At 38.3% G+C, this 26,693-nt stretch carries 21 protein-coding genes; 4 read left to right on the forward strand and 17 right to left on the reverse strand.

The window, feature by feature from the left end; genetic code table 11:
* Nucleotides 1-884 precede the first annotated feature (884 nt).
* The 3 genes from mdh to citZ all read right to left on the reverse strand — a co-directional run bounded on the left by mdh (nucleotide 885) and on the right by citZ (nucleotide 4,598).
* A complete protein-coding gene (mdh, locus tag ACMZ42_RS14870) occupies nucleotides 885-1,823 on the reverse strand; it encodes a malate dehydrogenase (protein ID WP_370075673.1) in 939 nt (312 codons plus the stop codon).
* Nucleotides 1,824-2,139: 316 nt separating this feature from the next.
* The gene (gene icd / locus ACMZ42_RS14875) at nucleotides 2,140-3,402 is read right to left on the reverse strand and encodes an NADP-dependent isocitrate dehydrogenase (RefSeq protein ID WP_370075675.1); all 1,263 of its coding nucleotides are present in this window, start codon (nucleotides 3,400-3,402) and stop codon (nucleotides 2,140-2,142) included.
* 80 nt (nucleotides 3,403-3,482) lie between these two features.
* A complete protein-coding gene (citZ, locus tag ACMZ42_RS14880; RefSeq protein ID WP_370075677.1) occupies nucleotides 3,483-4,598 on the reverse strand; it encodes a citrate synthase in 1,116 nt (371 codons plus the stop codon).
* 251 nt (nucleotides 4,599-4,849) lie between these two features.
* Here citZ and ACMZ42_RS14885 point away from each other — a divergent pair, with 251 nt between their 5' ends.
* Nucleotides 4,850-5,815: an AI-2E family transporter gene (locus tag ACMZ42_RS14885; RefSeq protein WP_402868381.1), complete on the forward strand. Its 966-nt coding sequence runs from the start codon at nucleotides 4,850-4,852 to the stop codon at nucleotides 5,813-5,815.
* Here ACMZ42_RS14885 and ACMZ42_RS14890 read toward each other — a convergent pair.
* The 8 genes from ACMZ42_RS14890 to ACMZ42_RS14925 all read right to left on the reverse strand — a co-directional run bounded on the left by ACMZ42_RS14890 (nucleotide 5,799) and on the right by ACMZ42_RS14925 (nucleotide 16,889).
* Nucleotides 5,799-6,188, reverse strand: a complete 390-nt coding sequence (locus ACMZ42_RS14890) for an FxsA family protein (protein ID WP_402868379.1) — start codon at nucleotides 6,186-6,188, stop codon at nucleotides 5,799-5,801. The genes ACMZ42_RS14885 and ACMZ42_RS14890 overlap by 17 nt on opposite strands.
* A 393-nt stretch (nucleotides 6,189-6,581) precedes the next feature.
* Complete coding sequence (gene pyk, locus ACMZ42_RS14895) at nucleotides 6,582-8,342, reverse strand: pyruvate kinase (protein ID WP_370075683.1); 1,761 nt, start codon at nucleotides 8,340-8,342, stop codon at nucleotides 6,582-6,584.
* 28 nt (nucleotides 8,343-8,370) lie between these two features.
* Nucleotides 8,371-9,330, reverse strand: coding sequence for a 6-phosphofructokinase (pfkA, locus tag ACMZ42_RS14900; protein ID WP_415731917.1), 960 nt, complete (start codon nucleotides 9,328-9,330; stop codon nucleotides 8,371-8,373).
* A 266-nt stretch (nucleotides 9,331-9,596) separates the two neighbouring features.
* On the reverse strand, nucleotides 9,597-10,553 hold the full coding sequence (locus tag ACMZ42_RS14905) for an acetyl-CoA carboxylase carboxyltransferase subunit alpha (RefSeq protein ID WP_415731918.1): 957 nt from the start codon (nucleotides 10,551-10,553) through the stop codon (nucleotides 9,597-9,599).
* Nucleotides 10,546-11,394, reverse strand: a complete 849-nt coding sequence (accD, locus tag ACMZ42_RS14910) for an acetyl-CoA carboxylase, carboxyltransferase subunit beta (RefSeq protein ID WP_415731919.1) — start codon at nucleotides 11,392-11,394, stop codon at nucleotides 10,546-10,548. The genes ACMZ42_RS14905 and accD overlap by 8 nt, the downstream gene beginning before the upstream one ends.
* Nucleotides 11,395-11,415: 21 nt before the next feature.
* Nucleotides 11,416-12,057, reverse strand: coding sequence for a FadR/GntR family transcriptional regulator (locus ACMZ42_RS14915; RefSeq protein WP_370075691.1), 642 nt, complete (start codon nucleotides 12,055-12,057; stop codon nucleotides 11,416-11,418).
* Nucleotides 12,058-12,543: 486 nt separating this feature from the next.
* Entirely contained in the window at nucleotides 12,544-15,627 is a 3,084-nt protein-coding gene (dnaE, locus tag ACMZ42_RS14920; protein WP_415731920.1) for a DNA polymerase III subunit alpha, read from the reverse strand.
* Nucleotides 15,628-15,944: 317 nt separating this feature from the next.
* Nucleotides 15,945-16,889: a DHH family phosphoesterase gene (locus ACMZ42_RS14925; protein WP_370075695.1), complete on the reverse strand. Its 945-nt coding sequence runs from the start codon at nucleotides 16,887-16,889 to the stop codon at nucleotides 15,945-15,947.
* 90 nt (nucleotides 16,890-16,979) lie between these two features.
* On the opposite strand from ACMZ42_RS14925, the gene ACMZ42_RS14930 reads away from it, so the two are divergent.
* Nucleotides 16,980-17,285, forward strand: a complete 306-nt coding sequence (locus tag ACMZ42_RS14930; protein WP_370075697.1) for a YtpI family protein — start codon at nucleotides 16,980-16,982, stop codon at nucleotides 17,283-17,285.
* A gap of 98 nt (nucleotides 17,286-17,383) precedes the next feature.
* Here the strand turns inward: ACMZ42_RS14930 and ACMZ42_RS14935 are convergent, their stop codons facing one another.
* Together ACMZ42_RS14935 and ACMZ42_RS14940 are read right to left on the reverse strand one after the other, a co-directional pair.
* Nucleotides 17,384-18,691 carry a DRTGG domain-containing protein gene (locus tag ACMZ42_RS14935; protein ID WP_370075699.1) on the reverse strand — a complete coding sequence of 436 codons (1,308 nt, stop codon included), beginning with the start codon at nucleotides 18,689-18,691 and terminating at the stop codon, nucleotides 17,384-17,386.
* A 153-nt stretch (nucleotides 18,692-18,844) separates the two neighbouring features.
* Complete coding sequence (locus tag ACMZ42_RS14940) at nucleotides 18,845-19,528, reverse strand: metal-dependent hydrolase (RefSeq protein ID WP_370075701.1); 684 nt, start codon at nucleotides 19,526-19,528, stop codon at nucleotides 18,845-18,847.
* A 230-nt stretch (nucleotides 19,529-19,758) separates the two neighbouring features.
* Here ACMZ42_RS14940 and ACMZ42_RS14945 point away from each other — a divergent pair, with 230 nt between their 5' ends.
* The gene (locus ACMZ42_RS14945; protein ID WP_415731921.1) at nucleotides 19,759-20,847 is read left to right on the forward strand and encodes a M24 family metallopeptidase; all 1,089 of its coding nucleotides are present in this window, start codon (nucleotides 19,759-19,761) and stop codon (nucleotides 20,845-20,847) included.
* Between the two features lie 254 nt (nucleotides 20,848-21,101).
* On the opposite strand, the gene ACMZ42_RS14950 is transcribed toward ACMZ42_RS14945, so the two are convergent.
* The 4 genes from ACMZ42_RS14950 to ald all read right to left on the reverse strand — a co-directional run bounded on the left by ACMZ42_RS14950 (nucleotide 21,102) and on the right by ald (nucleotide 25,335).
* Entirely contained in the window at nucleotides 21,102-22,286 is a 1,185-nt protein-coding gene (locus tag ACMZ42_RS14950; RefSeq protein WP_370075705.1) for an amidohydrolase, read from the reverse strand.
* A 45-nt stretch (nucleotides 22,287-22,331) separates the two neighbouring features.
* Nucleotides 22,332-22,469 carry a hypothetical protein gene (locus ACMZ42_RS14955; protein WP_370075707.1) on the reverse strand — a complete coding sequence of 46 codons (138 nt, stop codon included), beginning with the start codon at nucleotides 22,467-22,469 and terminating at the stop codon, nucleotides 22,332-22,334.
* Between the two features lie 31 nt (nucleotides 22,470-22,500).
* Nucleotides 22,501-24,024 (reverse strand): AbgT family transporter, encoded by a 1,524-nt coding sequence (locus ACMZ42_RS14960; RefSeq protein ID WP_415731922.1) that lies wholly within the window; start codon nucleotides 24,022-24,024, stop codon nucleotides 22,501-22,503.
* A gap of 195 nt (nucleotides 24,025-24,219) precedes the next feature.
* Nucleotides 24,220-25,335, reverse strand: a complete 1,116-nt coding sequence (ald, locus tag ACMZ42_RS14965) for an alanine dehydrogenase (RefSeq protein WP_415731923.1) — start codon at nucleotides 25,333-25,335, stop codon at nucleotides 24,220-24,222.
* Nucleotides 25,336-25,736: 401 nt separating this feature from the next.
* Here ald and ACMZ42_RS14970 point away from each other — a divergent pair, with 401 nt between their 5' ends.
* The gene (locus ACMZ42_RS14970; RefSeq protein WP_100544912.1) at nucleotides 25,737-26,186 is read left to right on the forward strand and encodes a universal stress protein; all 450 of its coding nucleotides are present in this window, start codon (nucleotides 25,737-25,739) and stop codon (nucleotides 26,184-26,186) included.
* The last annotated feature ends 507 nt before the right edge of the window (nucleotides 26,187-26,693 follow it).

A 26,693-nucleotide genomic window follows, 5' to 3' on the forward strand; every position in this document is an offset into this window, starting at 1 on the left:
TTCTTATAAATTTATATATTTCAACGCTATAAATGTTCGCATCGAAATGTACATTTTTGTTTGTCTTAGTATGTACACTTTCTCTCAAATATTCATGTGTATGAATATTTACAACTTGACATTGAAACCTCTACTCTCATAAATATCAGCCAAAACCAGCGACTACATAGCCGAACAAGGCTATCATGCTAGCCAATCCAAGTAAAGTTGTAATATACATTGGTGAGCAAAAATGTACATTGTTATACGAGCATACTTACAAGCGCATTTATTATCGCCATGGCTACTCACCAAAATCGAACAGACATATAACAGTGACGCAATTGTAAATCTATTGCTATAGCTTCGTTAGCACTTTACTTTTACACAGACAGAACATTGCAAAGGTTTCGTTTTATCGCTTAATAGATATGTCAGAAAATACATGCTATATGAAGTGGTTGATTGGAGTGGAGGCTGGGCGACTCCTCGGGGATCAGCAATAGAGGAACGAAGGCTAAAACCATCACGTCCTGTGATAACGCCTTCGTGACCAACATCGTGTTGGCCCGAGACCCTGGAGCGAGCAAATAGGGGAACGAAGGCTAAGAGCATCACATCCTGTGATAACGCCTTCGTGACCAACATCGTGTTGGCCTAAGCGGCTCATCGGACGCCCCCAGGAAGCTTTGCTCTGTGCGAAAGCGAAGCGGCAGCAACAAATGTGTTTCTGTAGCGAAAGCAAAGCGTCAGCTACAAAGCGCCCAGTCGGAACGGAAATCAACCACTCGCTTTGCAAAAGAGTCATACTTTAATTAATATGACTTTAATTTCATTGAAATAATAGTTTTTCAACAACATAAAATCGAGTAGGAATGAATCCCACTCGATTTCATAAACTCTTATTAAGCTAAAACTTTCATAACGTCGCGGACAGCCTCTGCCGATTTATCTAAAGCTGCTTTTTCATTGTCTGTTAAATCAAGCTCAAAGATTTTTTCTATACCATTTGCACCTAATAATGTCGGAACACCTAGATATAAATCATTGTAGCCATATTCGCCTTCTAAGTATGCAATAGATGGAAGTATACGTTTTTGGTCTTTAATGATAGCTTCCGCCATTTCAATAAGCGCCGCTGAAGGAGCATAATATGCAGAACCATTACCAAGGAGGTTAACGATTTCAGCGCCACCTTTACGTGTACGGTCTACAATCTCTTCAAGACGATCTGCTGGAATTAATGATTCTAATGGAATACCACCAGCGAACGAGTAGCGAGTAAGTGGCACCATTGTATCACCATGACCACCTAACACAAAACCTGTGATGTCTTTTACTGAGATATTCAGTTCTTCAGCTACAAACGCACAGAAACGAGCTGTATCAAGTACACCTGATTGACCTATTACACGATTTTTAGGGAAACCAGTTTCTTTGAATACTGTGTAAGTCATTGCATCAACTGGGTTTGTAAGAACGAGGATTGTTGCATTTGGTGAGTACTTAGCAATTTCCTTAGAAACAGCTTTCATTACATCTTGGTTAATTTGAACAAGATCGTCACGGCTCATACCTGGTTTACGAGCAACGCCAGCAGTGATAATTACTACATCAGAATCTGCAGTATCTGCATAATTAGAAGTACCTTTAACATAAGAATCATAGCCTTGCACTGGTGCAGCTTCCCACATATCTAGAGCTTTACCTTTAGTTGGATTTTCAGCTTGAGGAATATCCACTAACACTACATCACCAAGTTCTTTTTGAGCCGCTAAAAATGCTGCAGTAGCGCCAGTAAAACCGCTACCGATTACTGAGATTTTTTTTCGTTTCAGAGACATTCGAATACGCTCCTTTAAATTAGGTTATTTAATCAATTATGCCTCGGCATAATTGCGTCAGGAATCGGCTTTGTGCAAGCACAAAGAACTCCTTTCCGATTCCATGACATCCGCCGGAGGCTTCTTTCAGCGGGTGTTTAAACACCCGCTGAAAGAAATTAAAAGAAGGAGGAGAATAAATTCTCCTCCCTCGATCAAACAAGTTCATCGTAAATATTTTATTAAGCTAAGGTCAATAGAAATTTACATTTCACCCTAATTATATCGGCAGAATATACTTCCGCTTTAACTATAATTTCTATTTTAGAATAGAAAATTATAGGTTTTTGATTAATTCAGTAGCGAATTCTGAACATTTTACTTCTTTAGCGCCGTCCATTAAACGAGCGAAGTCGTAAGTTACAACTTTAGAAGAGATTGTTTTCTCTACAGATTTAGTAACCATGTCAGCTGCTTCTTGCCATCCTAAGTGTTCAAGCATTAATACACCTGAAAGTAATACTGAAGATGGGTTTACTTTATCTTGACCAGCATATTTTGGAGCTGTACCGTGAGTAGCTTCGAAGATCGCGTGTCCAGTTACATAGTTAATGTTTGCGCCTGGAGCGATACCGATACCACCAACTTGTGCAGCTAATGCGTCAGAGATATAGTCACCGTTTAAATTCATTGTAGCAACTACGTCGAACTCAGTTGGACGAGTTAAGATTTGTTGTAAGAAGATATCAGCGATAGAATCTTTAACTAAGATTTTACCAGCTGCTAAAGCGTCAGTTTGTGCTTTGTTTGCTGCTTCTTCACCTTGTTCAGCTTTAATAGCATCATATTGGTTCCAAGTGAATGTTTGATCAGCAAATTCTTTTTCAGCTAATTCATAACCCCATTTTTTGAATCCACCTTCAGTGAATTTCATGATGTTACCTTTGTGTACTAAAGTAACAGATGGGCGTTTATGTTTAATAGCGTATTCGATAGCAGAACGTACTAAACGCTCAGTACCTTCTTTAGATACAGGTTTTACACCGATACCAGAAGTTTCTGGGAAGCGGATTTGGTTAACACCAAATTCAGTTTGTAGGAAGTTGATGATTTTTTGTGCTTGTTCAGAGCCAGATTCGAATTCAATACCAGCATAGATGTCTTCTGTGTTTTCGCGGAAGATAACCATTTCAACGTCTTCTGGGCGTTTAACTGGAGAAGGTACTCCATCAAAGTGACGTACTGGACGTAAGCATACATATAGGTCAAGCTGTTGACGTAATGCTACGTTTAGAGAGCGGATACCACCACCGATTGGAGTAGTAAGAGGACCTTTGATTGCGATTAGGTATTCGTTAATTTTGTCTAAAGTTTCTTGTGGTAACCATTCACCAGTTTGGTTGAATGCTTTTTCACCAGCTAGAACTTCTAACCATTCAATTTTCTTTTCACCATTGTAAGCTTTTTCTACTGCTGCGTCGATTACGCGTGATGCTGCAGCCCAAATATCTGGACCAATTCCGTCACCTTCGATGAAAGGAATTACTGGATTGTTTGGTACATTAAGTACGCCATTTTCAACTACAATTTTGTTTGACATTGATGTTGCCTCCTAAATTCATAATCATAGGACTGTGTTTTCAGTAACACAGTCCCAAATATTCTAGCATATTTTCCGAATTAGCGCTCGCTGACTGGAACATATTTTTGCATGCCTGGTCCAACATACTCTGCACGTGGACGGATTAGGCGGTTGTTAGCATATTGCTCTAAAATATGAGCTACCCAACCAGAAGTACGTGATACTGCGAAAATTGGTGTGAATAGGTCATGATCAATACCTAAAGAATCATACACTGACGCAGAGAAGAAGTCTACGTTTGCAGGTAATTTCTTTTGTTCTACGATCATGTCATGGATTTTAACTGACATTTCATAAAGCTCTGGTTTACCAGTTAGCTCAGTTAATTTTTGTGACATTACACGTAAGTGTGGTGCACGTGGGTCGCCTTTGCGGTATACGCGGTGACCGAAGCCCATGATTTTTTCTTTGTTATCTAATTTATTTTGAATATAAGATTCAACGTTTTCAAGTGAGCCGATTTCAGTTAACATTTTCATAACTTGCTCATTTGCACCACCATGAAGTGGTCCTTTTAATGCACCGATAGCTGCAGTTACACCAGAATAAACATCTGATAATGTAGCTACACATACACGTGCTGTGAATGTAGATGCATTTAATTCGTGGTCAGCATGTAATACTAATGCTTTGTCGAATGCTTCAACTTCGATTGCTGCTGGTTCTTCACCTTTAAGCATGTATAAGAAGTTTGCTGCATATCCTAATTCTGGTTTTGGTGCAACTGGCTCTAAACCTTTACGAACACGCGCAAATGCAGTAACTACTGTTGCAATTTTAGCTTGTAAACGGATTGCTTTACGGTAGTTAGCTTCTGTATCCATAACATCCGCTTCTTCATCGAATACACCAAGTAAAGATACTGCAGTACGTAGTGCAGCCATTGGATGTACAGTTGAAAGTGGGTATGTTTTGAATTGATCTACGATTGCTTGTGGAATAGACATGTTGTCTGCCAATTGTTGTTTTAATTCAGCTAGCTCGTCCGCTTTTGGTAAACGAGTATGCCATAATAAATAAATTACCTCTTCGAATGACGCATTCTCTGCTAAATCATCAATGTTGTAACCAACATATGTAAGTGTGTCATCGATAATTGAACTGATTTTAGATTCCGCTGCTACGATACCTTCTAAACCTTTAGTTGCTGACATAAATTATCGCTCCCTCATAATATATTTTTTTGTGGTAAATGCAATTATTAGCTCGCATTTACGTTTTTTGCTCATATGAACCATTAAGTTAATCGCTTACATTGCTATTATAATCATTTTTGACAGCTTTGTGAATGAAAAACCTCCGAATAAAGAAAAAGGTGCACGAGCGATTATAAATGGGCTTCAAAGAGATTCTTTTGCATATTTCAATATTGATTTATCAATTGAAACGGGGTGAATTTGTAAAAATGAGGAATATTAAATATTTTTCATACGAAAGAACTACAAGTGCTTTGTTTTTTATATTCTATTTAGTGATATTGTGGTTCGTATTACCTGTATCACTTGCGATATTTTTGTCTTTTTCTACTTATCCTATCATAAAATTCCTTCACTCTTATTGTAAAATCACCTATTGGCTTGCAGCAATTATTGTGGAAGCACTTATACTAGCTTGCGTTTTTCTTCTCGTTATCATATCGATAAACAGTATTATTCTTGTCTTCCCTGAAATCAGAGATACATTGCAAAATTTCCCACTTTTCAATGAATATGAATCAATGTTCATTCAAGTTTTAAAGGAAAAATCGCTTTCCATTTTCGATTCAATCTTTTTATATACAGCTAATATTTTCCAACTATTCATGAAGCATGTAATTGAAGTATTTATATTCCTTGTTGCTTACTATTTCGCCCTATTGGAAACTCGCAAATCCCGATATTGGTTTTTTCAATATGTGCCAAAAAAATTCCGCAATGAATGGCAGAAGCATTTTTCTAAAATAATGCAGCTATTTCATTACTTTTTGTACGTGGAGTTTCAGCTATTCACGATTACACTGCTCATCCTTTGTGCGGGATTTATGATTCTCCAATTTGAACAAGCCATCATTAAAGCTTTTATAGTTGCATTTGCAGATGTACTTCCGTTCTTTGGGATTGGGGTATTTCTTGTACCTATGAGCATTTATTTTTACTTAAAAGGCAATACCTTTTTATGTGTAGCTATTTTACTTTTGTATCTCTTCGTTCAATTAACAAGGCAGCTAGCTGAATCCATGCTTTGGTCAAATACATTACAATTACGTACATTCCATACTTTTTTCATCAGTGCTGCCTCTATTTTATTATTTGGTTTTTACGGCATCTTACTGAGCCCTATATTTTTATTTTTGGCGGTTAAACTAAAGGATAATGCTATTTTTGAACGATGATAAATTGACCTTTTTTCATTTTTTTCCGCATCCAATAATAAAAGATTGGCTGGAACATTTTGCGAGAAAAAGGCATGAGCAGTAATAAACCAACAAGATCTGTTATAAAACCTGGTAATGCTAGAAGTACACCACCACTGAAATTTAATACTGTGTCAACTAATACTGGTCCCGGAGCTTCTCCGCGTGCTATCGTATTTTTTACCTTTTGTACAGAATTCATACCTTTATTTTTCACTATATAAATACCTATAATACTCGTAGCGACTATAAGCAATAATGTATTTAGAACACCAATATTTTGACCGATTACTATTAATAACGCCAACTCGGCTAATGCATAGACAATGAAACCAAGAAAAACTTTTCTCATATTTTTCTCCTTTCTAGCTAAAAAAGCTATACCTTATATACGTTATTATAGCCCAATAAGTTTCATAAAAAAACAATGGGTCCTATTTAAGGAGACGATGACGTTATTCTTTTTATAGTAAATCTCGTTCCATGAGAGAAAGGGAATAATTTTTATTTAGTAAAGTAAGTTTAAACTAGGCAAAATTAGCTCATCACCATAACGCGGGGTTGATTTCCGTTCCGGCTGGGCGCTTTCCTGAGGGCGTCCAGCCGGAACGGAAATCAACTTATACACACGACATACTTTTTAACAAAATGTCATCCCTAGATTTCATTGAAAGACCGCAATTACTTCTTTATTATAAGAAAAGCTCTAGTGCAAATAAGTTGCACTAGAGCTTTTTATTATAGATTAAAGAACACTTGCATGCCCTTTGTAAATAACTCCTGTTTCAGCATCCATTGTAATTTCTTGACCGTGGCGAATCAATGTAGTGGCTTCTTTTACCCCGACGATAACAGGGATACCAAGGCTTAGTCCTACAACCGCTGCATGACTTGTTAGCCCGCCTTCTTCTGTAATCAAACCAATACAATTTTCAAGTGCTGGCATCATATCACGATCGGAACCAACCGTTACTATAATACATCCGTCTGTGTCATAAGCTAGTGCCTCTGCTGCATTTTTAGCAACAACTGTTTTACCTACTACAGAAGCTTTACCGATTCCTTGACCACGAGCTAATAAATCGCCGATGATGTGTACCTTCATTAAGTTAGTAGTACCTGCTTCACCTACTGGTACACCTGCTGTAATGACAACTGCATCACCGTGCGTTACAAAACCATGCTTCAAGCTTTCATCAACAGCTAGCTCTAAAATTTCATCTGTTGTCGTAACTCGTTGACAAACGACTGGGTTCACACCCCAAACTAGTGTTAATGCGTGAGCTGTATTAGCAGAACCTGTTACAGCAACAATCGGTACACCAGGACGATATTTTGCAATCATTCTAGCTGTGTTACCACTTTCTGTTGGTGCAAGTACTGCCTTTACGCCTAGGTTAATCGAAGTGTATGCTACTGCCTGAGAAATCGCCTCAGTCATATTTGCCTCTTTTTCACGACTACGTGTAGAGACGATTGCCTTATAGTCTAATGAATTTTCTGTACGCAGTGCGATTTTATTCATTGTTTGTACGGACTCTACTGGATAAAGCCCTGCTGCAGTTTCACCAGAAAGCATAATTGCATCTGTACCATCAATAATTGCGTTTGCTACGTCACTAGCCTCTGCTCGTGTCGGACGTGGATTACGCTGCATCGAATCTAGCATTTGTGTAGCTGTAATAACTGGTTTACCTACTTGATTACATTTTAAAATTAATTTCTTTTGTACAAGTGGTACTTCTTCTGCTGGGATTTCTACACCGAGGTCACCACGTGCTACCATTAATCCATCTGAAACTAAGATGATTTCATCGATATTATCGACACCCTCTTGGTTTTCGATTTTCGGGATAATTTGAATGTGGCTACCGCCATTTTGTTCAAGTAATTCTCGAATTTCTAGTACATCCTTTGCTCGACGAACGAACGAGGCTGCAATAAAGTCAACACCTTGCTTACTACCGAATAGAATGTCCTGTGCATCTTTTTCTGTAATTCCAGGAAGTTGTACAGAAACACCTGGAACGTTAACACCCTTTTTATTTTTTAAGACACCTGAATTTTCTACAATCGTATGAATAAGACCTTTTTCCATATCTTTTGCTAATACGCGTAGTTGAATTAGTCCATCATCTAATAAAATAATGGAGTTTTGTTCAACGTCTTCGATTAAACGATCATACGTTACAGAGAAGCTTGACTCCGTTCCTTCCACTTCAGTCATTGAAATATCAATGACTTGCCCTGCTGCTAAATGCAATTCTCCGTTTTTCATATTGTGTGTACGAATTTCAGGGCCTTTTGTGTCGAGTAAAATCCCAACTGGTTTCCCTAATTTTTGTGCTACTTCGCGAATTAAATTAATACGTACTTCATGCTCCTCATGGGAACCATGCGAAAAGTTTAAGCGGGCAACATTCATACCTGCTTCAATTAGTTTCTCTAAAATTTCTGGTGACTCACTTGCTGGACCAATTGTACATACGATTTTTGTTTTTCTCATTTTCTGCCCACTCCGTTTTTATAACAAATTATATTGATAGTTCTTTCATTAAAGTATATAAGCTTACATCTGCCTCATGATTTTTTTCGAAAGCCTCAGGCATATCATAGTCAATCACTTGATGATTACGGATACCTACCGCCCTGCCAGACTTTCCTTCCATTAGCAATTCAACTGCATGTGCACCAAATTGACTCGCTAGAACACGATCACGCGCAGTAGGTGAACCACCACGTTGGATATGTCCAAGAACAGAAACACGCGTTTCTTTTCCTGTTTTTTCATATAATAGCTTTGCCAATTCGTTACCAGACATGACACCCTCAGCGACGATAATAATGCTATGCTTTTTCCCGCGAGCTGCACCACGGTCTAAGCGTGCCACAATATCATCCAAATTATAATCTTCTTCTGGAATTAAAACTGTTTCAGCTCCAGCTGCAAGACCTGCCCATAAAGCAATGTCCCCTGCATCTCGCCCCATCACCTCAACGATAAAGGAATTTTCATGGGAAGTTGCTGTATCGCGGATTTTATCAATGGATTCCACAACCGTATTTAGTGCAGTATCGAATCCTATCGTATACTCGGTTCCTGGTACGTCGTTATCAATTGTTCCTGGTACGCCAACAACAGGAAAGCCTTTTTTCACTAAATCCAAAGCTCCACGGTAAGAACCATCACCGCCAATAACGACTAGTCCTTCAATGCCAGCTTCACGCATATTGTCAATGCCTCGCTGCTGAACAGCGTCTTCTTTAAATTCGGGACATCTTGCAGAATTTAAATGTGTACCACCACGTTGAATAATGCCACCTACCGAACCTAAATCAAGATTTTCCATACTTCCTTTTATTAAGCCATCATAGCCGTGCTTAATTCCGACAACATCAATTCCATGATATGCTGCCTTACGAACGACTGCACGAATAGCTGCATTCATTCCTGGCGCATCTCCACCACTTGTTAATACCGCAATTTTTTTCATTGTCGAACCTCCTGCAGATACTATTATTATTCACATTAACATGAAAAAACAAACTATGTAAGGGTTCTGAGGCTAGAAAAACATAACTTTTACATAAAAAATAAAAAGAATGCGCTTTCACACACTCTTTCTAGTCAAAAACATCCTAATTTTAACATTTATTCCTTATTTCTCGTGCTATTCACTCTATTTTTTTTATTAATACGAATCACAATTTTTAACTATTTTCGAGCAAATTTACATATCCAAAAACCTAAAACTGTAATTTAAGCTTCTGTATATTGTCCAATCTTTCTGAATTTCTCATAACGGTCCTCAATTAATTGTTCGCCATTTAAAGAATTCAATACTTTTAGTGTGTCGCTTATACATTCTTTTATATAAAGTGCTTGCTTCGCTACATTGCGATGAGCTCCACCTGTTATCTCAGGGATAATTCCATCGATAACGCCAAGCTCTTTTAAGTCAGGTGCTGTTATACGCATTGCTTCTGCTGCTTGCTTTCCTAGGCTACCATCACGCCATAAAATCGATGCAGCCCCTTCCGGCGAGATAACCGAATACGTTGAGTTTTCTAACATAAAGACACGATTCGCTACACCTAATGCAATCGCACCTCCACTACCGCCTTCTCCAATAACAATACTAATAACTGGCACTGTTAAGCCCGCCATTTCAACTAGATTTCTGGCAATCGCTTCACTTTGACCTCGTTCCTCAGCAGCCTTACCGGGATAAGCACCTTTCGTATCAATAAAACAAATAATTGGGCGCTTAAATTTTTCGGCCTGTTTCATTAAACGTAATGCCTTACGATATCCTTCTGGATGTGGCATACCAAAATTCCGACGAATGTTTTCTTTCGTTGATTTTCCGCGTTGATGTCCAACAATTGTTACTGGCTGACCTTCAAAAAGAGCAATTCCTCCAAGAATAGCCGCATCATCACCAAACGTACGATCACCATGTAACTCAATAAAGTTTTCACACATAGCCTCTATATATTGTAATGTCGTTGGTCGTTCTGGATGTCTAGCAACCTGTACACGATCCCACGGCTTCATATTGGCATAAATGGATTGTTCTAACTGTGTTAGACGTGTTTCTAAAGTTTCGATTTCGCCTGTCATATCTACATCTGCATCAGCAGCAATCGTTTTTAACTCATCAATTTTTTCACGTAATTGTACTACTGGTTCTTCAAAAGCTAAATTTTTAGACATGTTGCAAGCCGCCTTTCGTATGCATTTTCACAAGCACTGCTACTTGGTTTCGTAAATCTTTTCGATGGAAGATGGCATCAAGCTGTCCATGAGCTAATAAAAATTCTGCCGTTTGGAAATCACTTGGCAGTTTTTCTCTTACTGTTTCTTCAATGACACGGCGACCAGCAAAGCCAATCAATGCTTGTGGTTCAGCAATATTTATATCTCCAACAGAGGCAAAGCTTGCAGAAACGCCACCTGTTGTAGGATGCGTTAAGATAGAAATAAACAATAGTCCTTCATCGCTATGGCGTTTTAATGCCACACTCGTTTTTGCCATTTGCATTAATGATAGAATACCTTCTTGCATGCGCGCTCCACCACTAGCAGTAAAGATAATAAATGGTAGACGTAATTCAGTAGCTTTTTCAACTGCTAGTGTGATTTTTTCTCCGACAACTGAGCCCATTGAGCCCATACGGAAATGAGAATCCATAATTGCTACAACAATTTCTTCTCCGTCCAGGGTACCTAAACCAGTCATCACAGCTTCGTTTAATCCCGTTTTTTGTTGATCCGCTGAAATTTTTTCTACATAAGCAGGGAAATTAAGTGGGTTACTTGTTTGTAAATGATCGTCCATTGAAACAAATGAACCTTCATCTAAAAAATCTGCTACGCGCTCCTGCGCTGTCATTTTGAAGTGATGGTCACATTTTGAACATACTTTATGATTTTTTTCTAATTCCTTCGTTAATTGAATATGACGGCATTCTGGACATTTTGTCATAAGTCCTTCAGGAAATCCCTTTTCTTGTCCATCCTCTTTCTTTTTAGTAAATAGGCTGCGAATTGCCATGTTTGACTCCCCCTTTGTTGTCTAATTACTTCGTACAGTCTTCATCCACTGCTCGTAAGCTTGTAATGCTTCTTTTTCATAGCCGAGCTGCATCGATTTCAACATAGTTTGAATGATTAATTTTTCTTCTTCTGTTGAGTTTCGATTTAAACGGTCACCGTCATAAACTGCTAACTGAAACCATACTTTTAGTGAAAGACGATTTCCTGACGTGATTATTATTTCCCGTAAAACGTCTCGACAATTAATCGCGCTTTCTATCTCAAGCTTTACAAAAAAACTTTCCCACACAGGTAGTGTTCTCAGAGTCTCTGTACAACTTATTACGCGAATGGCTTCCTTTTCATGAATTTCTCGCGTTAATTCGACATCCTTTTTTGATTTTTCATCTTCTAATATAAACATCGACAATATTTCTACGAGCTGATGTTTTTGTGTGGAAGCTAGGAATGTACCTCCCCCATGTCTCGTTTCAATAAGACCTAACAACTCTAAGCTTCGCAATGCCTCTCTCACGGAGGATCGCCCGACACCTAGACGTTCTGAAAGGACTCGTTCGGAAGGTAGCTTTTCACCAGCCTGTATTTTTTCCATTTTAATAAGTTGTCGTAATTGTTGGACGATATCTAAAAAAACTTTCTTTTGTTCGGTTTTTTTATCCATACGATCAACTCCTCGTTCTATCAATTTCGCCTTGGCATATTTGTTGCTGTCGCTTCGCTTTCGCACAGAAAACATTTGTTGCTGTCGCTTCGCTTTCGCACAGAAAACATTTTGTTGCTGTCGCTTCGCTTTCGCACAGAAAACATTTTGTTGCTGTCGCTTCGCTTTCGCACAGAAAACATTTTGTTGCTGTCGCTTATCCTTCGCTCAGATAATCAATGCGTCCAAAGGCTTGGGCCAACATGATGTTGGTCACTCAGTCGTTGCCACAGGACGTGGCGTTCTTAGACTGAGTTCCTCTATTTCAATAAGTGTTTGGATACCTAACTAAATCCACCACCTTCAGAAGATGGCGTCTCCTACCGAATGAAGAGAAAAAGTGGTCTGACCACTTTTCGACATTGACTCTAGCTTACAAAATAATTATTAAAAAGTAAAGAAAAAACTGCATAAAAATTTATGCAGTTTCTATAATTTTCTTCAATTTCATATTCTTTTCGTCGTCTGTGCATGTTTTACTTTCACTTGAGGTTTACCAAAGCGTCTTTCAAGCGTTCCTTCAATGTAAAGCAATTCATCTTCGAGTAACAGCTCTTGAACAAGATGAAAGACTTGCGGGAATAAGGTTACAGATACCGTTCCAAACTCATCCTGAAGCTGAACAAAAGCCATTTGCTCACCTTTTTTTGTGCGTATTTTTTTTATTTCTTCTATTATGCCAATCATTTTTACATACGTTCCCTCACGAGCATGCTTCAACTCTCGGCATGTACTATTTACTTCATTCCAAAAAGCTCTTTCCTCTGAGACCGGATGTGCAGAAATATAAAAACCAAGACTTTCCTTTTCATGAAGTAATTTTTCCTTTTGTGGCATCGCTTCCGCTTCCATATACTTCGGCTTACCAAAGCTAAAGGCAGTAGCCGATTCTATATCAATATCCTCAGTTGGTCTTAGCAGCTCAGCTTGCTTTAAGGCTGCCTCCAATGTTGCTATTAGTACAGCACGATCTTTCCCTATATAATCGAGAGCTCCGGCGAAAATTAAAGCTTCCATTACTTTTGGTTTAAATTGCTGTGCACTTAAGGCAACTGCCATGTCAAATAAATTATCAAATGCTTCTACATTCGTTTGGCGTAAGGCATTCACTGTCTCTATAAATGTATGAGGTACACCCTTTATTCCGGATAAACTATAGCGAATTCCATCCTTTTCAACAGTAAAAAATTTTGTACTCTGTTTCAATGACGGTGGATAAAATGGAATCCCCTTCTCTTTCGCCTCACTCACAACCTGTAGGATTTTCTCCACATTTCCTGTTGCGTTTGATAAAAGTGCTGTATAAAAGCTTTGTGGGAAATGTACTTTTAAATAAGCCATTTGGTAGGAAATAACGCTATATGCGACAGCATGGCTTTTAGGGAAACCATAGTCTGCAAAGCGCACAATTAATGCATACACTTCTTCTGCCACATGAACGTCAAAGCCTTGCTTCATTGCTCCCTTTACAAATGCGGCACGTTGCTCCTCTAATACTTGACGATTTTTCTTACTTACCGCTCGACGCAGTAAGTCCGCTTGTCCCATCGTAAAACCAGCCATCACCGAAGCAATTTGCATGATCTGTTCTTGATAAACTATGACACCAAACGTCTCTCGTAAAATGGGTTCTAAAGCTGGATGTGGCATAGTAACCGATTCCCTTCCTGCTTTTCGTCTTGCATATACAGGAATAAAATCCATCGGACCAGGGCGATATAACGCGTTGACTGCCACTATATCTAAAAAATGATTCGGATGAATATCACGTAAAGCTTGCTTCATACCTTCCGATTCTAATTGAAAAATCCCTAGTGTATCTCCCTTTTGAAGAAGTTCAAATGTCTTTTCATCTTGCATTGGAATAAGCTCAAACTCTATCCAAGGACCACCAGCTTTATAAATCGACCAACGTATCTGCTCTAAAATTGTCAGGTTGCGCAATCCTAGAAAATCCATTTTGACAAGTCCACTAGCTTCTACATCTCCCATCGGCCATTGCGTACAATATATTCCATCATGTCCTTCTTCAATCGGTATCGTATTGACTAATGGTGAAGGTGACAGCACAATCCCAGCCGCATGAGTAGAAGAATTTCTTGGCAACCCTTCTAGTTTTAACGCCACTTCAAACCAGCGACGATGTTTTTCATCCTCGGCTAGCCAGCCTTGTAAACCTTGTGATTCGGCCAGTGCTTTTTGCAATGTTATCCCAGGTTTATTCGGAATCATTTTTGAGATTTTCTCCAATGTTTCAGCGTCAAAACCAAAAACACGGGCAACATCTCTAGCAACTGCCTTAGCAGATAAAGTACCAAACGTAATAATTTGCGCTACATTTGCCTTCCCATATTTTTGAGTGACATAATGGATAACTTTTTGTCTTTTACTGTCGACAAAATCGATATCTATATCTGGCAGTGTAACACGTTCAGGGTTTAAAAATCGTTCAAATAATAAGCCGTAAACTAATGGATCTACTTGCGTAATAGATAAGCTATAAGCAACAAGAGAACTCGCCGATGAACCACGACCAGGACCTGTTAAAATACGATTTTCTTTAGCAAAACGCATGAAATCTGCAACAATTAAAAAATAATCTGCAAAGCCCATTGAACAAATAGTTTCAAGCTCATATTGAAGTCGCTCCCGATAAACTTGAGGAATTTCAGTTTGCTTTAAACGTTCTGCCAATCCTGCAAAAACCTCTTTGACAAGCAAGCTTTCCGCCGTTTCCTCTGTTGGCACAGGAAATTTAGGCATTTGAACGTGCATTTCAGGAATTTCCGCCGTACAGCTAGCAAGCATCATCGCACTAGACTCAAGCCATTCCGGATGATCAGCAAACCAACTTCGCCATTCCTCTTTCGTTGGAGCGAAATAACCTTGTAAATGAGCTGATAACATTGTGTCGGTAATCTTGTCACCTGAATCTATCGCTCTTGCAACCTCAAAGGCAAAATGATCTTCTGGGCGTAAAAAATAGCAGCTCTGAGAGGCAACCAGTGTTATGTTCATAGTTTCACACCATGCTACATACGTTTCCTCTTTTTCAGTTATCATCCCTGCAGGTCTTGCTATCCCCATAAACAAGTGCTTACCAAACACCTTGTTTAGAGCACTTGCTACTTCTGTCCAATCCTCAATTTCTATTAAGTCATCCGAAGAAAGTAATGCCACACAGCCCGCTGCATATCCTTCAAGCCATTTCCACGGAAGTGTCTCATCCTCTCTAATCGAAACTGCACTACTAATCTTCAAAAGATGCTGATAGCCTTCTAGCGTCTGAGCATAGAGCACAAGTGGAACCTTTCTTGCTTGCCACTGTACATTTATCGTAAGCCCTAATACAGCATGAATGTTCGCTTGCTGCAATGCTTTACAAAAAGGCAAAAGCCCGTACAATTTTGAATTGACGATTGCACAGGCCTGAGTATTTTGCTCTTGTAAAAAAGGGATCAATTGTTCAAGCCGAATCGTACTTTTCAATAAATCCGCACTCGTATGCATTTTCGTGTATACATGTGTCAAATGAATCCCTTCCTTTCTAGGTATTAAAAAATGTTAATTTCAAAGCTTTATTATTATGGTAGAAGCACGTTCTTATTCTATTGAGTTTACAAATCATCGCCAAATATTGGATAATCACCATAATGAGAGGTTGATTTCCGTTCCGGCTGGGCGCTTTCCTGGGGGCGTCCGATGAGCCGCTTCGCTTCGCTGCAGGGTCTCATCTGTGACGCTAATCCCCAAGGAGTCGCCCAGCCTCCACTCCAATCAACTTATATATGGCATACGTTTAACAAATGTCATCCATAAATTTTAGTGATGAGCCCAAATAATCATGTTTATTGATATGCCTTACAAATTTCCTGTAATCTCGTTATAACATGCTCTGCTTCTTCCCATGTGTAAGCTGTAGCCCCAGATGCAAGCGGATGTCCTCCACCGTTAAATTCCTTCGCCAAAGTGTTAATGATAGGACCTTTTGAACGTAAACGCACACGAATTTGATCGGCCTCTTCAATGAAGACCACCCATGCACAAATACCTTTCACACTTCCAAGACAGCCAACTAACAGTGACGCCTCTGACGGTACAACATTGAATTCTGCCAGCAATTCCTTTGTCAGCTTGATATGTGCTGCTCCATACTCATCCATTTTGAAATTTTGATAAATATAGCCCTGTAAATTTAATAGCTTTTGCTCCATTTCATACATTCCATCGAAAATTTGATTTCGATCAAAATTATATGTAATAAGCTCTCCTGCAATTTTAAACGTTTTTACGGTCGTGCTAGGGAATTGGAAACGTCCTGTATCCCCTACAATACCGGCAAATAATAATCTAGCGGAGGCATCAGGTAGAATCCAGTTTGCTACTTGTTTTCCTTCCTCAAAAAGCTCATAAATCATTTCGCTACATGAGCTCGCATTCGTATCCACCCAAAGTAAATCGCCATACGGATCATCATTTGGATGGTGATCTATTTTAATGATCATTTTACCTTTTGTATAGCGTTGATCGTCTACACGTTCAGTATTAGCCGTATCTGTCACAATAACTAAAGCATCGTCGTATTTATCATCCGTAATATGATCTGGATTTGCTAAAAATGATAAAGATTCATCATGCTCACCTACAGCAAAAACCTTCTTTTCTGGATAATTTGCTAAAATAAGCTCTTTTAACCCTTGCTGAGATCCATATGCGTCTGGATCTGGACGCACATGGCGATGAATAATGATTGTTTCATATGAAGCAATTGTGTCGATGATTTGTCTTTTCAAATTAATTTCCCCCAAAATGATAGTAATAACCGTTAGCATTTTTCTTTAATTATCGTTACAATAATGACTAGTTATGCTAGGAGGTTTACTATGCTCAATTTAATATTTGTGTTTACAATAATCATATCATTTGTTTTTTATTTTTATTTTAAAACAAAACAGTTTCGTTCTTCACTACCAATTGCTAAAAATTGGTACAAAAGTAAAGCTAATGTAAGTTTCGGTGCATTTATTCTTTTATTTGGTTTAAACCAAGCCTATTTATTCCCTGGGTTATATACATTTATTATTGTAGCAATTCTTGTCGTTTTAGGCATCTTTGTTGTTATGGAAAATATTAAAAGGGTTCGTCACTACGGTCAATTTGTTGACGAAGAGTACCGAATTAACCAATAAATAATCAAATATGCCTCCGACGGGTGTTTGGACACCCGCTGAAAGAAGTGAAAGGGATGGTCTAGCATTTACCCTAGACCATCCCTTTTTGTGTTTTCTTAACGTTCCAGTAGTTGGAACATCATCATAGCCTTCCCAACAAGCATTTGTTGATTAAACACTTCGAAGTCCATTTTCACAAACTTACGACTCATGTCTAATATTCGAGGCTTTACAGTAAGTGTACTTTCCATTTGCACAGGCTTGATGAAATAAATCGTCATGTTTTCGGCAACTGCATCCCCACGTTTACGGCGTTTTAATGCGAATGAGCCAACTTCCGCTAACAAAGTTGTAAATGCTCCATAAGAAATTGCCCCATATTGATTTGTCATTTGTGGTGTTACTTTAAATTCTACGATTAATTCTTCATCGCCAAGTACCTTCATCTCGTTTTTCACTAAATCATCAATCGTTTCACCATGCTGCGGTTGTCTTTGAGCAAGCTGAAGCGCTTTTAGTACATCTTGTCGACTAATCACACCTTGCAAAACATTGTCATCATCAACAATTGGTAATAGGTCAATCCCTTCCCAAATCATACGATGTCCTGCAGAGGCAACGCTCATTTTCATCGATCCAGCAATCGGATTTTTAGTCATAACCTTATCAATAAGCTCGTTTTCTTCTCGACCAATAACGTCTTTTACGGTAATCATCCCAACAAGCTTATTGTTTGCTGTCACAACAGGAAATGCACCATGAGTTGTTCGTTCATTTAACTTATGGAAATGTTGAATTGTTTCATCATTTCGAAGAACAGAAGTATCCGTCATTGGCACAAAAATATCTTCAATAAATAAAATATCTTTTTTGATTAATTGGTCATAAATTGCACGGTTAATCATTGTTGCCACAGTAAAGGTATCATAGCTTGTTGAAATGATCGGTAAGTCCAAAGAATCTGCGAGTAACTTGTTTTCCTCGGTTGTATCAAAGCCCCCTGTAATTAAAACAGCTGCACCAGCTCGCAGTGCATTTTCATGTGCTTTAATACGGTTACCAACGATGAGCAAGCTTCCTGCATCTGTATAACGCATCATATCTTCTAATTGCATGGCACCAATAACAAATTTCGTTAACGTTTTATGTAGACCTGTTTTTCCACCTAAAACTTGGCCGTCTATAATGTTAACTATTTCAGCGAAGGTTAATCGCTCAATATTTTCTTTCTTTTTCTTCTCAATACGAATTGTTCCAACACGTTCAATAGAGCTTACTAAACGGCGATTTTCCGCTTCTTTAATGGCACGGTATGCCGTTCCTTCACTCACTTGCATTTCCTTTGCAATTTGACGTACTGAAATTTTATCACCCACGGGTAATGATTCGATGTATTGCAAAATTCTCTCATGTTTTGTAGACAAAATATCACCTATTTCTCAAGCATCAAATTCTGCTCTTAGTGTACCATATTTTTTATAAAAATATTTAATATAAAGTGATGAATTTGTTTTACTTTTCCCATCGTTTCAACTACGCACGTGGTGCCAACTCATATAGTACAGCAGTGTCACTAATTAGGAACAGTTTACTTTTTCACCCGCTTTTAATATTTGAACCTCTGCATTTTGCACTAAATCCGCAAAAATTTGTGGATCCTGCTCGATTGGAGGAAATGTATTGTAATGAACTGGTACGACAATTTTCGGCTTCAAAAATGAAACTGCACAAGCTGCATCTTCTGGTCCCATCGTGAAATTGTCACCAATTGGTAAAAACGCAATATCAATAGGATGGCGTTCTCCAATTAATTTCATATCACTAAACAAAGCTGTATCCCCTGCATGATAAATTGTTAATCCTTCGATAAATAATAAAATTCCAGCAGGCATTCCCATATAAATAATTTCATTATTTTCTGTTACATATGACGAACCGTGGAACGCTTGAGTAAACTTCACTTTACCAAAATCAAATTCCTTAGCTCCCCCTATATGCATTGGATGCGCTTTCACTCCTTGCCAAGAAATCCAATTGGCTAGCTCATTTGGTGCAATGACCAGCGCATCTTTTTTCTTCGCAAGCTCTACTGTATCACCGACATGATCATTATGGCCGTGTGTCAGTAAAATGATATCTGGTGCTTCATCAGCTACCTTTAAATCTGTTAGCCCATTCCCATTAATGAATGGATCTATTAATATTGTTTTCCCATTTGATTGAATTTTAACAACTGAATGTCCATGATAACTAATTTCCATCTAAATTTCCTCCTAGCAGTACATATTGTGCTACATCATTTTTATTCGCTATCCATGCGATTTTTCCCTTTTTTTGATATGCTAGTACAGAGAATAATAGATTCTTTCCCAACAGAGGTATACCTTGTAGGAAACAATTATTCATTCCGTTGAAGCCCCATACCGGGGAGGCTATAAATTTAGCCAAGCACTTGAAATTTTTTTCAATGCAAAAAGAGGAGGAACTGTGTATGTCAAAGGTTGAAGAAATTCAAAACTATTTACAACAAAACCAAATTGATGCCGCTTTCGTAACGACACCTGACAATGTTTTTTACGTTTCAGGCTTTAAAAGTAATCCGCATGAGAGATTACTTGGCGTGATGATTTTTAAAGAGGCAGAACCTTTTTTAATTTGCCCCAAAATGGAAATCCCAGATGCGAAGGATGCAGGTTGGCCTTATGAGGTCATCGGTCACCAAGATACTGAAAATTCAATGGAAGTTCTTGCCCAAGCTATTAAAGCTCGTAATGTTAACCCACAAACGTTTGCTATTGAAAAAGCTCAGCTCATCGTAGAGCGTTTAGAAGCCCTACAACAATCATTCCCACAGGCAAGTTTTGTTCGTCTCGACGAAAAAATCAATGCTATGCGAGTAATTAAAGATGAAACTGAATTAGAAAAATTACGTAAAGCTGCAGAACTAGCTGACTATGCTATTGAAATCGGTTGTAAAGAAATCGCTGAAGGCAAAACAGAAATGGAAATCTTAACTGCGATCGAAAGCGCTATTCAGGATAAAGGCTGCAAGATGTCCTTTGAAACAATGGTATTGAGCGGTCCCAAAACAGCTTCTCCACACGGTAAACCAGGTGCTCGAAAAATAGAAAAAGGCGATATGATATTATTCGACCTTGGCGTAATTTACGACGGTTATTGTTCTGACATTACACGTACGGTTGCCTTTGGTGAACCTAGTGAGGCACAAAAGGAAATCTACAACACAGTACTATCAGCTAACACAAATGCAATTGCAGCTGTAAAACCAGGTGTTCGCGCAATGGATTTAGATAAAATCGCTCGTGATACTATCGCAGACGCAGGCTATGGCGAATATTTCACACACCGACTTGGTCATGGACTCGGCATTTCTGTACATGAATTCCCTTCTGTTACAGGCGCAAACGAAATGACTATGGAAGAAGGCATGGTCTTCACAATTGAACCAGGTGTCTATAAATCCGATGTGACAGGTGTCCGTATTGAAGATGATGTAGTCGTAACAAAAGACGGAGTAGAAGTACTAACAAAATTCCCTAAAGATTTGATTGTACTGTAATTGAAAATATTTACTCAGGTAAAATGAAACTTTAATCAGTGGGGATTTTCTTCATCCTCACTGATTATTAGTCTTCACCAATCGGGCTTTTACGGGCAGTTAATCTCCACCTTACTTTACATAAAACATTTGTAACTGACGCTTCGCTTTCGCTACCAAAACATTGCTGAAAGAAGAAATTAATGCTCCTTAATGCGAAATAAAAAGGAAGCAACCATTATAGCAGTGGTGCTTCCTTTCGTTATGTTCATTTATTATTTTTCCAAATAATCAAGAGTTGCCTGTCCTAAAACATTTGCTGCAATGCGGAGCGAGCGTTCATCAATATCAAATTTAGGATGGTGATGAGGATATACCTCCGTCCAAGAAGGGTTTTGTGCACCTACAAAGAAGAATGCACCTGGTTTTTCTTCTAAATAGTAAGCAAAATCTTCTCCCCCCATCGTAGGATCGACAATTTCAACAGCTTCGACAATAGATATCTTTTCGGCTGCCTTGATAACATGCTCAGTTTCTGCTAGATGATTCACAACAGGTGGATAGCCTCTACGGTATTCATATTCATACTCAGCCTTTGTTAAATAGCAAGTAGCTATTAGTACTTCTTCAATTTCTTGTTCAAGGAGATCACGCTCTTCGTTATGAAATGTACGGACCGTTCCTTTCATATACACTTTATCTGCTATAACGTTAAATGGGTTGAGTGCCTCAATATGTCCAATTGACACTACAGCTGGGCGCAGCGGATTTACTCGGCGTGCTACAAGCTGTTGTAAATTCGTAATAAATTGTGCAGCTAGTACAATCGAATCTTTCGTTTCATTTGGAGTAGAGCCATGCCCACCCTTCCCTTTGATTGTTATATCAATAGAATCTGCCGCAGCCATAAATGGTCCAGATGCAATTTGCACTTTACCAAGTTCTGCAGGAGCCCATAAATGCGTCCCGAAAATAACATCAACACCTTCTAGACAGCCATCCTCAATCATAGACTTTGCTCCACCTGGCGCTAATTCTTCAGCGTGTTGATGGATGAAAACAATCGTTCCTGCTAAATCTGCTTTCATTTTGTTTAATGCCTTCGCTAATACAAGAAGTGTTGCTGTATGACCATCATGCCCACAAGCGTGCATTCGACCCTTGATTTTAGATTGGAATGGTAGCCCTGTCTCTTCCGTAATTGCTAATGCATCGAAATCTGCCCGAAGTGCCACTGTTTTACCTGGTTTGTCCCCAATAAGCTTTGCGACAACGCCATTACCCCCTACGCCTTCTCGCACCTCATGTCCTAATGCACGATGAAATGCGGCAATTGTTTTAGGGGTTTCTACCTCTTCAAAAGAAAGCTCTGGATTTTCATGAAAATGACGACGCAGTGTAATCATTTCCTCCTCAAATTGTTCAAGTAATGTTGAAAGTTGTACGTGTTGTGCAATCATTCAAACCCCTCCTATTATTATCAATTATGCCTTGTCCTAATTGCATCACTCAGTCGTTCCCACAGGACGTGGCGTTCTTAGAGTGAGTTCCTCTATTTCAGCAAATGTCTTTTGTACCGAAAGCGTAGCGACAGGTACAGGTGTTTGGACACCAGCTGAAAAGTAACTTAAATCCGCATTCATCTCACCACCTATAGAGGTGGGATTCTGTTACTTAATGAATATTAATGTAATCTCCTGGTCCAAGTGGTAATCCCAATAAGAACCAAATGGCAAATAATATAATCCAACCAATCGCAAAGAATATAGTATATGGGAATAACGCCGAAATTAGCGTTCCGATTCCGATATTTTTATCGTAACGTCTTGCAAATGCTAATAAAATAGCAAAATATGCAAGCATCGGTGTAATAGGATTTGTAATCGAATCTCCTACCCGATACGCCACTTGTGTAACTGCTGGTGAATAATCAAGATACATAAACATAGGTACAAAAATCGGCGCTAATAATGCCCATTTTGCAGAGGCACTCGCAATCAGTAAATTAACGAATGCACAGATCACAACAAATCCAATAATCATTGGTAAACCTGTGAAATTCAATGCCTGTAAAAATTCTGCTCCTTTAATTGCAACAATTGAGCCAATATTACTCCAGTTGAAGTAAGCAATCATTTGAGAAGCAACAAATGCAAGTACGATAAACGATGACATATCTGCAATTGATTTAAATATTTTTTCTGCTACATCCTTGTCACTCTTAACCTCTTTTGCTGCAATACCATATGCCAACGCTGGTAATAGGAAAAAGAACAGCATAATTGGTACAATACCCGTCATAAATGGTGAATTTAAAAAGCCGCCTGTTTCAGGATCTCGTAGTAGACCGTTTGATGGTATAACTGTATATGCAATAATTGCAGAATATATAATAGCAACAATCCCTGCCCACCTTAAACCACGCATCTCTAGCGGTGTTAATGGTTCGAGTACGCTAATTTCTCCTTTATAATCGCCAAAGCGGGGTTCTGTAAACTTTTTTGTCACCCATGTACCGATAAATATTAAAACAAATGTTGAAGCAATTAAGAAATAGTAGTTCATTGTAGCGCGACCTGTATAATCTGGATCTACAATACGAGCAGCGGATTCTGTAATACCTAATAATAATACATCGAGTGAACTAATTAATAAATTTGCACTAAAGCCACCAGCAACAGCCGCATACGTCACAATTAAACCTACTAAAGGGTTACGTCCTATACTCATAAAAATAAGTGCCGCCACTGGAGGTAAAATAATGAAAGCCGCATCTGCAGCTAAATTGCCCACTAAACCTGTTAAAATAATCACTGGTACAATCAATTTCTGAGGTGCGCTCATAACAGTCTTTTTCATAATCGCAGAAATCAGACCTGTCTGTTCCGCCAAACCAATTCCAATCATTGACACAATAACTAAGCCAAGTGGCGGAAATCCTGTGAAATTACTTTGCATTTGTGTAACGATTAAAATTAAGCCCTCTCGACTCAATAAATTAACGACCTCTATCGTTTCATTCGTTCCTGGTTTTACAGCCGAAATACCCATAGCATCTAAAACCCAAGATAAGATGAGTACTAATAATGCCATAATAACAAATAATGTAATCGGATCCGGCAATTTATTACCAGTACGTTCAATTGTGTCGAGCATCTTATCGACAAACGATTTTTTTTGAGTTATTTCATGTTGCATACATATTTCATCCTCTTTAACTTTCAATAATTTATCTAAAACATCAATTAATTTAAATATTCTGTTTTTTGCATGTACTAAAAGATTCACTATGCGCTCTTTTAAAGGGAGGAAATCTATTAGTATTGGAATATTATATTGAAATGCTAGAATAATAAGGGAGCGTATCAAATTGAACCGCTCCCTTAATTGCATTTATTGAATTAATTCATCAACATTTATATATGGTAGACCTTGAGAATCTGCAACAGCCTTGTAAACAAGATGTCCATCTATAGTATTAACACCTTTTTTCAGTGCTGCGTTTTCAACACATGCTTGTTTGTAACCCTTATTCGCAATTTGAAGTGCATAAGGAATTGTATTATTTGTTAAAGCAATTGTTGATGTACGTGGTACAGCTCCTGGCATATTTGCTACTGCATAATGCACAACTCCGTGTTTTACATAAGTTGGATCATCATGTGTCGTCACTCGATCAGATGACTCAAAAATACCGCCTTGGTCTATAGCAATATCGACTACTACTGAACCTGGTTGCATTGACTTAATCATTTCCTCAGAAACAAGCTTTGGTGCTTTAGCTCCAGGAATTAAAACTGCCCCAACTACTAAATCTGAGTTTTTCACTGATTCTGCAATATTATAAGGATTGGACATTAATGTTTGAACATCACGGCCAAATAAATCTTCTAATTGACGTAAACGCTCTGGGCTTAAATCAATAACCGTTACATCGGCACCCATTCCGACAGCTATTTTCGCCGCATTAGTTCCAGCTATACCACCACCGATCACTGTAACTTTACCGCGTGGTACACCGGATACGCCTCCTAGTAAAATACCTTTACCTTCATGGTTTTTCTCTAAAAATTGTGCACCAATTTGCGTTGCCATTTTACCGGCAACTTCACTCATTGGTGTTAAAAGTGGTAAGGAACCATTTGCTAATTGCACTGTTTCATATGCAATCCCTACAACTTTTTTATTTAAAAGTGCCTGCGTTAATTCAAGCTCTGGCGCTAAATGTAAATAAGTAAATAAGATTTGACCTTCATAGAAGTAATCGTATTCTGATGCTACGGGCTCCTTTACTTTCATAATCATTTCTTGTGCCCATGCTTCTTTTGCTGTCTCAACAATATGAGCACCTGCAGCAACGTAGTCTGCATCTGTAAAGCTTGAGCCTAAACCTGCTCCAGATTCAATGTACACTTCATGGCCTGCATTTGTTAATGTAACAACCCCTGCTGGTGTCATGGCTACACGATTTTCATTGTTTTTAATCTCTTTTGGAATACCAATCTTCATCTTCCCTATCCCCTTCCATTACCTAAAAAATAAGCACATTTTGTTACATACTCTTCGATGTATTGATGCACCCCTTGCATTTCCATATTACCAAACATAAACAAAAAATGCTTTAATTAAAATAATAATAGATAAAATTCCTAATATTCTAATAATGGTAAATATTCCAATTAACAAGTTGGTAATTTTCCAACATACAAAAATATAAGTTTATTATCGATTGATAAGAGATTTCCTGAAGAATGCCTTGTAAGAAACAAAAAAATGCTTTTTGATAGTAATATTTATTGTTGGGGTGAATGTAAATGCCTTCACTTCTTCACATTTTTTCTTCCGGAAAGTATTTCCTTTAGAAAATCATTTGGTATAATCAACATATACAAATCTGGGAGGTAATTCAAATGGCTAATAAATATAAAAGCATTGTAGTTGCAGTAGATGGTTCTAAGGAAGCTGAATACGCTTTCCGTAAATCGATTGATGTAGCAAAACGTAACGAAGGTGCTGTATTAAATTTAGTAAATGTTATTGACACACGTTCATTCGCTGCAATCGAAGCATACGATCGTTCAATTGCTGAGCGTGCTCAAGCATTCTCTGAAGAGCTATTAAATGGTTACAAAAAACAAGCTGAAGAAGAAGGCTTAACAAATGTTAACCTTGTAATTGAATACGGCTCACCAAAAAATATCATTACAAAAGAGCTTTCTAAAATTGTAGACGCAGACTTAATCATCTGTGGTGCAACTGGTCTAAATGCAGTAGAACGCTTCTTAATCGGTTCAGTATCTGAAGCAATTGTACGCTCAGCTAAATGTGACGTACTTGTAATCCGTACACCTGAAATTTAATTTTGTCTTACATAAAAGGTATCCAATTTCGGATACCTTTTTCTTATTGTTGAAAAACTATTATGTAATGATATTAAAGTTCCTATTAAATAAAGTATTGCTCTTCTGCAAAACGAGGGGTTGATTTCCGTTCCGACTGGGCGCTTTGTAGCTGACGCTTCGCTTTCGCTACAGAAAACATTTGTTGCTGACGCTTCGCTTTCGCACAGAGCAAAGCTTCCTGGGGGCGTCCGATGAGCCACTTGGGCCAACACGAGGTTGGTCACAAAGGCGTTATCACAGGACGTGATGGTTTTAGCCTTCGTTCCTCTATCGCTGATCCTCAAGAAGTCGCCCAGTCGTAACGAAGATCAACCAATGCACTTATTCTTTTATCAACAAACTAAAGAAGTATATTTTAAAGCAAAATTAAGGTTCTATAATATTTGTTGGGGTATTCACATAATTCCACGCATAAAAAAAGCACAGATTCACCGATTTATATATACTTGAATTGTCGAGAAACAA

The sequence above is a fragment of the Lysinibacillus sp. NPDC056185 genome (assembly GCF_047737915.1).
Lineage (GTDB): Bacteria > Bacillota > Bacilli > Bacillales_A > Planococcaceae > Lysinibacillus.

Coding starts and splice junctions, on each gene's coding strand:
- ald (WP_415731923.1), bottom strand. CDS start 25,335: ATGAAGATTGGTATTCCAAAAGAGATTAAAAACAATGAAAATCGTGTA.
- ACMZ42_RS14970 (WP_100544912.1), top strand. CDS start 25,737: ATGGCTAATAAATATAAAAGCATTGTAGTTGCAGTAGATGGTTCTAAG.
- icd (WP_370075675.1), bottom strand. CDS start 3,402: ATGTCAAACAAAATTGTAGTTGAAAATGGCGTACTTAATGTACCAAAC.
- ACMZ42_RS14945 (WP_415731921.1), top strand. CDS start 19,759: ATGTCAAAGGTTGAAGAAATTCAAAACTATTTACAACAAAACCAAATT.
- citZ (WP_370075677.1), bottom strand. CDS start 4,598: ATGTCAGCAACTAAAGGTTTAGAAGGTATCGTAGCAGCGGAATCTAAA.
- ACMZ42_RS14885 (WP_402868381.1), top strand. CDS start 4,850: ATGAGGAATATTAAATATTTTTCATACGAAAGAACTACAAGTGCTTTG.
- ACMZ42_RS14930 (WP_370075697.1), top strand. CDS start 16,980: ATGCTCAATTTAATATTTGTGTTTACAATAATCATATCATTTGTTTTT.
- pfkA (WP_415731917.1), bottom strand. CDS start 9,330: ATGAAAAAAATTGCGGTATTAACAAGTGGTGGAGATGCGCCAGGAATG.
- ACMZ42_RS14960 (WP_415731922.1), bottom strand. CDS start 24,024: ATGCAACATGAAATAACTCAAAAAAAATCGTTTGTCGATAAGATGCTC.
- ACMZ42_RS14905 (WP_415731918.1), bottom strand. CDS start 10,553: ATGTCTAAAAATTTAGCTTTTGAAGAACCAGTAGTACAATTACGTGAA.
- ACMZ42_RS14955 (WP_370075707.1), bottom strand. CDS start 22,469: ATGAATGCGGATTTAAGTTACTTTTCAGCTGGTGTCCAAACACCTGTA.
- accD (WP_415731919.1), bottom strand. CDS start 11,394: ATGGCAATTCGCAGCCTATTTACTAAAAAGAAAGAGGATGGACAAGAA.
- mdh (WP_370075673.1), bottom strand. CDS start 1,823: ATGTCTCTGAAACGAAAAAAAATCTCAGTAATCGGTAGCGGTTTTACT.
- ACMZ42_RS14890 (WP_402868379.1), bottom strand. CDS start 6,188: ATGAGAAAAGTTTTTCTTGGTTTCATTGTCTATGCATTAGCCGAGTTG.
- ACMZ42_RS14940 (WP_370075701.1), bottom strand. CDS start 19,528: ATGGAAATTAGTTATCATGGACATTCAGTTGTTAAAATTCAATCAAAT.
- ACMZ42_RS14950 (WP_370075705.1), bottom strand. CDS start 22,286: ATGATTGCACAACACGTACAACTTTCAACATTACTTGAACAATTTGAG.
- ACMZ42_RS14915 (WP_370075691.1), bottom strand. CDS start 12,057: ATGGATAAAAAAACCGAACAAAAGAAAGTTTTTTTAGATATCGTCCAA.
- pyk (WP_370075683.1), bottom strand. CDS start 8,342: ATGAGAAAAACAAAAATCGTATGTACAATTGGTCCAGCAAGTGAGTCA.